Below are 6,564 nucleotides of genomic sequence, written 5' to 3'. Positions count from 1 at the left end.
AGAAAACCAAGCCCCGGTTCATAGTAAAAATACTATCATTCTTGACCCCCATTCATCGGTTGTTCTAAAAACTTATCTCATCTAAAACAAATCGATATACTGATTAAAAAATATGGAATTATCTATATACCACTTCATTTTCATTAAGGGTGATCGCCATTTTATGTTTTGGAAAGAAAAAATGAAGAATTTTTTGTGCATCATATCCCTCATGAGCAAGCTCTTGTGCTTTGGAACGAGAAAAATCAAGGCTTTGAATCTGATCTTTTTGGCTAGAGGATTCTAACACCATATAACGGGTCCAATCTACCGCTTTTTCGACGCCATGATTGCATTTTTGAATCACCCCAGAATAACCAGCTTCTTGAGCTGTAATAGACCAAGGAAGATTCAAAGACTGACTTTTTAATAATCTATTATAAGCTTCAGTACGCGCTGTAATGGCAATTGCGCACATCGCCTCTTTATCGAAAGGAAGTTGATCATCAAATGCTAATGTTGACTTCAAAAAGTCTTCAATTGCCACTTCATTTACAATAGCAATTTTATGATTACGCACATGGTAAACTGAGACTGTTCCTTTGTATTGAATCCCATCAACATATAATAAAGTGTGAGGATGAGTAGGAAGAATGGTAATCTGATAAACATCTGGGTATTCTTCACCCCAACGCAATCCATCCTGTAAAGCATGAATCATATAATGCTTTTCTGATCTACCTAAACTCAAAGTAGAGCCAGTATCCTTTCTTATCACGCGATAAGGGCCTTTGACTTCTAAAAAAGCTGATTCAGCATTTTTTTGAAGAAGAACTTTAATTTTTGGACCAACGGGCATAGCATTAGCAGTCTTTTTCGGACTACAAAGGGGAGCAGCACCGAGAGGTATCATCAACAATAATCCACAAAACACTAATGTTCGCATATCTATTTCCTCTTTTTCCCTAAATGAAGATAAGCACGATTAGTCGCCACTCTTCCTCTAGGTGTTCGTTTTAAATATCCTTGTAAAATAAGAAAAGGTTCATAAACTTCTTCAACGGTTTTTCCTTCCTCTCCGATTGCTAAAGCAAGTGTATTGAGGCCAACCGGTCCCCCTCCATAGTGATTAATTAAGACTGTAAGAATCCTAGTATCTATCTCATCAAGCCCTTTTTCATCAATAGCTAATAATTTAAGTGCATTATGCACAATTTCTTTATTCACTGGATGACCATCCGCACGCATTTGAGCAAAATCTCGTACCCAACGAAGAAGACTATTTGCAATCCGAGGGGTTCCTCGAGCTCGATGGCTAATTTCAGATAATCCTTCTTGATCAATTTCAAGATTAAGCAACCTCCCAGTACGAGCTAAAATTTTTTCGAGAACACCTGGAGGATAATAATCCAGACGGCAAGTAAATGCAAACCGAGAACGCATGGGAGCTGTGATTAAACCAGCACGAGTTGTAGCTCCTACAAGAGTGAATCTATTGAGCTTTACCCGTACCGAACGAGCGTTTGGTCCACTATCAATCATAAGATCAAGTAAATAATCTTCCATCGCAGAATAAAGATACTCTTCAATAGATCTTGGCATCCGATGAATCTCATCAATAAATAGAAGATCTCCTTCTTGAAGATTAGTTAAAAGCCCAGCGAGATCAGCTGCCTTCTCAAGGGTAGGTCCTGAGGTCACAATTAAAGAGCCACCCATCGTTTTAGCAATAATATTAGCAAGGGTTGTTTTCCCAAGACCAGGAGGGCCAGCAAGAAGGCAATGGCCAAGTGTTTCAAAACGTTTTTTTGCCGCTCCTATGAAAACATCAAGGCGTTCTTTAATTTCATCCTGTCCTAAAAATTCCTCAAGTGACTGAGGGCGCAAAGGAACTTCAAAATTATGGTCCTCTACGACAAAAGTCGATTTAGTAAAATTTTTCTCCTTTTCCATTAAGAAGATAAACTAGCAAAAAACTGATTCAAAAGCTATATATTATTCAAACAATGGAGTTCTTATGAGCGTCAAAGAAGATCAATGGATCCGAAAGATGGCAATCGAAAAAAAGATGATCGAACCTTATGTTGAAAAACTTATAAGATTTGACCCTCATGGTGAAAAAATCGTAAGCTATGGGCAATCTAGCTATGGATACGACATTCGTCTCTCAGATGAATTTAAAGTTTTTACAAATGTTTATAACTCTATTGTAGATCCTAAGAATTTTACAGAAGATGCTTTTATTGATATTCAAACACAGGCATGCATTATCCCTCCTAATTCTTTTGCTCTTGCACGCAGCATGGAATATTTTCGAATTCCAAGAAATATTTTAACTATTTGTCTTGGAAAATCGACTTATGCCCGTTGCGGAATCATTGTCAATGTCACTCCTTTTGAACCTGAATGGGAAGGACACGTCACTATTGAGATTTCTAACACAACTCCCCTACCTGCTAAAGTATATGCTAATGAAGGAATCGCTCAAGTGATCTTTTTTGAAGCGAAAAACATCTGCACAGTTTCCTATGCAGAAAGAGGTGGAAAATATCAAAAGCAGACTGGAATTACTATTCCAACAGTCTAGGGAGGTAGATTGGAGACGATACCAAGATCGCGTTTGTTTGACGAGATGGTTTTTAAATCATGGTGGGTGATTCTCTTTTTTTTCTTATGTTATTTTACCTATGATCAGGCTGTCCAACACAAAGCTTTGGAAGAAAAAAAACTCTTGAAAAAACTCCAATCTTTGGAAGAAAAAAAAGAGAAATTACTAGTTAAGCAAGAAGACTTAAAACTTCAAATCACAAGTCAAAAAGATGATAGCTTCATTGAACTCACATTAATGAAATGTATCGGTCTAGTTCCTGAAGGGCAAACAAAAGTACACTTTATTCAAATTCCATGATGCTCTCATCATTCATTCTATTACTCATTTTTACATTGAGTTCAGGTTTTTTTTCGCTTTCTCAGATTGCATTGTTCTCTATTTCGTCCACTGAATTAAAACTCTATAAGTATGATTCCGATAAGAGAAAACAATTGATTGCTTCTATCCTCTCTCGCCCTCGCGATCTTCTTGTGACTCTGCTTTTTTGTGATATTGGCTCTAACATCTTAATTCAAAATACGGCAGCTAACCTCTTTGGTAGCTATTCTAGTTGGTTATTGAAAGTCAGTATTCCTCTTTTAATCACTCTTTTGATTGGCGAAATTATTCCAAAAACACTTGCTCTTTCTTATAATAAAAAACTTGCACAACGTGTGGTTGGAATCATCATCTTTTTAGAAAAAATCTTAGGTCCCACTCTACGTCTGATGACTATGATCACAACGCATATTTCTCATTTCCTTTTCTTTTTCTTAAAACGTGAAAAAGAATTATCAAAAGAAGAACTCCACCATCTCCTTCATTCTTCTGAAAAAACAGGGATTTTAACTTTGGAAGAAACCAAATTAATTGGAGGATATCTCTCTCTTACTGAATATACAGTCAAAGAACGGATGCATCCACGTGATGAAATTCTTTATTATAATATTTCTGATCCGATTAACAAACTCATTTCTCTATTTATTGATAAAGAATGCACTCGTGTACCTGTTTGTGACGGTGATTTACAAAATATGGTTGGAATTATTGGAGCAAAAAAATTTTTTCTCTACCGCAAAAACATGTCAACAGGCAAAAACCTCATTCCTTTTTTAACAAAACCCTACTATGTACCTGAGACAATTTTAGCTCGAACACTCCTCCATCAATTTTTTTACCATGACGTGACCATTGGAATTGTTGTCGACGAATATGGATCAATTTCTGGAATTATCACTCAAGAAGATTTGTATGAAATTGTAGTAGGTGAAATTACCGATAGTAGAGATGAAAAAACTCGCTACACGATAGCAGGCAGTAATGTGATTATCACAAGTGGAAAATTCGAATTAAGCGAATTTGAGGAGCTATTTCGTGTTAAACTGACAAGTGAAAATAATACTGTTACACTAGGGGGATGGTTAACTGAAAAATTAGGAGATATTCCTAAAAGTGGAACAAAGTATCAATCACAAGGATTTCTATTTCAAGTTTTAGCTGCCGATCCTAATAGAGTAAGAAGAATTTATGTCCGGCGGTTAAAAAATGAATAATGGTCTCATTTGGCTATTCGTTACCTTATTTTGCATTGCTGTGCAAGGGTTTTATTCTATGCTTGAAATGGCTATCGTATCCTTTAATCGAGTTCGGCTTCAATATTATGTTAATCAAGGAATTAAACGGGCTATTTGGCTTCAGTATATTCTTCAGAAACCCTCGCGTTTGTTTGGGACAATCATGCTAGGAGTGAATATTGCTCTACAAATTGGTTCTCAAAGTGCGCGTGATTTTTATCGAATGATTGGCCTTAATCCTGACTTTGCACCTATTACCCAAATTTTTTTAGTTGTGATTTTTGCTGAACTTGCTCCTATCTTTGCTGCCAGACGTTTTTCTGAACATGTCATTATGCTAGGGATTCCTATTGTCTACGCGACACATCGCCTCTTTGCACCATTGATCTGGATGATTGGACTTATTACCCGCCTGATTCATCTCTTCTTTGGCAAAAAGGAAGAGAATTTTGACTTTTTTTTGAGTCGTGAGGAACTCCAGAAAGTCTTTGAAAGCCACCAAGAAGAAAGTGAGTTAAATATTGTTGTCTCTAATATTTTTTCCCTTCGTCATAAAACTGCTGCACACGTCATGACACCTCTCAAACAAGTGCAAATGATTCATTTAAATACAAAAATCTCCGATCTATATTCTCGACTACCTGGATTAACTCAAAAATATATTCCCCTATTTCATAAAAGCCGCTCTAACATTGTAGCCATTGCGATTCCAAGAGATTTTGTCAGTTTATCAGATCATCATTTCATACGAGAAAATGCACGTCCTCCATGGTTTATTACTTCTTCAACAAAACTTTTACCAATTCTTAGTCAATTTAGACAAAATAAACAAACAGTGGCAATTGTTCTTGATCCAAATGGTGCAGCAATAGGCATGCTAACTCTTGACGCAATTTTGGAGGAAATTTTTGGTCACCACCATCCACTCGAAGAAAGAAAAAAAAGAACCAAAGACCCAATGATTCATCGCACATTTCCTGGTAATAAAAAAATTCTTGATTTAAATAAAGAGTACGGAACTTCTATATGTTCACATGAAGTAGAAACACTAGCACAATTAATGATTTCTCAACTTGATCATAAACCTATTGAGGGAGATACGATCACTGTTGGTGAATTTGAATTAATTGCTGAAGAAACAACTCTACTCGGCATTAAATCTATTACTGTAAAAACATTAGAAAATTAGTGACCTAGTTGATTCATCATGAAATCACAATGAACATGAAAAACACTCTTACCATCATTCCTTAGAATACACATCATCTTTTCAATCGATCTATCCTTTTGACTTCCTTTTTAGATATTTGATTTTGATCTGCAAAATACGTGCAACTGCCTCATTTAACTTAGATTCACTGATGATACCTGCGGTCACTGCGCAAACAATAGATCGATGAATTTTTTGAAGATCCGATAGATTCAATTCATATCCTTGCTTTTCTTCAAGCAACTGTTTCCCTCCTAAAAGTAAGATGTCACATCCTGCGTTAAATGCTCTAATTGCAATTTCATCTATAGATTCAGAGCCTTTTTGGATCCCTTTCATCACCAATGAATCAGAGATGATTAATCCTTTAAAACCCATGGTATTCCTTAGATAAGATAAAATTTTAGATGAAAGTGTTGCACAATGTTTAGGATCTAATGCTGGGACTAAAATATGGGCAGTCATGATTGCATCAACTTGGCTGGCAAGTTGAAAAAATGGCCACAAATCTATCTTTTCTAAATCTTTTAAAAGACGGCCATTAGTTGGCAAATCAACATGTGGATCTATGGAAACATTTCCATAACCAGGGTAATGTTTAATCGTGGGAATGACACTTTTATCTTGATATCCTTTAATTGCTGCTTTAGCAAAAGCAGTCACTATTTTAGGATCATTTGCAAAACATCGTTCTCTTAAAACTCCATCATTGTTGACATCAACAACAGGAGCAAAATTCATATTGACTCCCACATCCATAAGTTCTTTAGCAATAATAGAAGAATAGATTTGTGCGAGAAAAGGATCTCCACTCATACCAATCGCTCGACTAGATGGAATGACTGTAAATCCTTCCTTCAATCTACAAATAGAACCCCCTTCTTGGTCGATAGCAATAAATAGTTCTAATGCTAGGGGTGTCTCTAATGCACATTTTTGTAAACTCTGACTTAACTCTCTGACTTTTTCAGGATTGGAGAGGTTATTCGCCCATCCATAATAAATGATTCCACCAATATGCAGATCTTCTATCAATATTTTTGCGATCTCATTACATTCTTCTCCTTGAAAATGGACAATCAATAATTGACCTACTTTCTCTTCTATCGTCATTTTACTGATTAAATTGTCTATAAAAGGGTCTTTTTGATAGATATCAATTGCACAAAGTGTTTCATATCCAAAAAGAAAACAAAAAAGCATACACGTAA

7 protein-coding genes are annotated in these 6,564 nt (G+C 35.9%); 4 read left to right on the top strand and 3 right to left on the bottom strand.

The features are described from left to right. Positions 1–118 precede the first annotated feature (118 nt). Both R3E91_06125 and ruvB read right to left on the bottom strand, forming a co-directional pair. Positions 119–925 (bottom strand): SpoIID/LytB domain-containing protein, encoded by an 807-nt coding sequence (locus R3E91_06125; GenBank protein MEZ5315761.1) that lies wholly within the window; start codon positions 923–925, stop codon positions 119–121. 2 nt (positions 926–927) lie between these two features. Then, positions 928–1,932 (bottom strand): Holliday junction branch migration DNA helicase RuvB, encoded by a 1,005-nt coding sequence (gene ruvB, locus R3E91_06120; protein MEZ5315760.1) that lies wholly within the window; start codon positions 1,930–1,932, stop codon positions 928–930. A 64-nt stretch (positions 1,933–1,996) separates the two neighbouring features. Here ruvB and dcd point away from each other — a divergent pair, with 64 nt between their 5' ends. Genes dcd through R3E91_06100 form a run of 4 tightly spaced genes read left to right on the top strand, consistent with a single transcriptional unit; the run spans position 1,997 to position 5,332 of the window. Continuing rightward, on the top strand, positions 1,997–2,566 hold the full coding sequence (gene dcd, locus R3E91_06115) for a dCTP deaminase (protein ID MEZ5315759.1): 570 nt from the start codon (positions 1,997–1,999) through the stop codon (positions 2,564–2,566). A gap of 9 nt (positions 2,567–2,575) precedes the next feature. After that, complete coding sequence (locus tag R3E91_06110) at positions 2,576–2,887, top strand: hypothetical protein (protein MEZ5315758.1); 312 nt, start codon at positions 2,576–2,578, stop codon at positions 2,885–2,887. Beyond that, the gene (locus R3E91_06105; GenBank protein MEZ5315757.1) at positions 2,884–4,122 is read left to right on the top strand and encodes a hemolysin family protein; all 1,239 of its coding nucleotides are present in this window, start codon (positions 2,884–2,886) and stop codon (positions 4,120–4,122) included. Before R3E91_06110 ends, R3E91_06105 begins: the two co-directional genes overlap by 4 nt. Further along, positions 4,115–5,332, top strand: a complete 1,218-nt coding sequence (locus R3E91_06100) for a hemolysin family protein (GenBank protein ID MEZ5315756.1) — start codon at positions 4,115–4,117, stop codon at positions 5,330–5,332. Before R3E91_06105 ends, R3E91_06100 begins: the two co-directional genes overlap by 8 nt. Positions 5,333–5,422: 90 nt before the next feature. Here R3E91_06100 and R3E91_06095 read toward each other — a convergent pair whose 3' ends face one another. Beyond that, entirely contained in the window at positions 5,423–6,556 is a 1,134-nt protein-coding gene (locus tag R3E91_06095) for a glycoside hydrolase family 3 protein (protein ID MEZ5315755.1), read from the bottom strand. Positions 6,557–6,564 lie beyond the last annotated feature (8 nt).

The sequence above is a fragment of the Chlamydiales bacterium genome (assembly GCA_041395025.1).
GTDB lineage: Bacteria > Chlamydiota > Chlamydiia > Chlamydiales > JAAKFR01 > JAJACP01.
This window is presented reverse-complemented; position numbering and strand designations above follow the sequence as displayed.

What these genes read in the sequence shown, in the direction of transcription:
- R3E91_06100 (MEZ5315756.1), top strand. Translation starts at nt 4,115, where the DNA reads ATGAATAATGGTCTCATTTGGCTATTCGTTACCTTATTTTGCATTGCT.
- ruvB (MEZ5315760.1), bottom strand. Translation starts at nt 1,932, where the DNA reads ATGGAAAAGGAGAAAAATTTTACTAAATCGACTTTTGTCGTAGAGGAC.
- R3E91_06125 (MEZ5315761.1), bottom strand. Translation starts at nt 925, where the DNA reads ATGCGAACATTAGTGTTTTGTGGATTATTGTTGATGATACCTCTCGGT.
- dcd (MEZ5315759.1), top strand. Translation starts at nt 1,997, where the DNA reads ATGAGCGTCAAAGAAGATCAATGGATCCGAAAGATGGCAATCGAAAAA.
- R3E91_06105 (MEZ5315757.1), top strand. Translation starts at nt 2,884, where the DNA reads ATGATGCTCTCATCATTCATTCTATTACTCATTTTTACATTGAGTTCA.
- R3E91_06095 (MEZ5315755.1), bottom strand. Translation starts at nt 6,556, where the DNA reads ATGCTTTTTTGTTTTCTTTTTGGATATGAAACACTTTGTGCAATTGAT.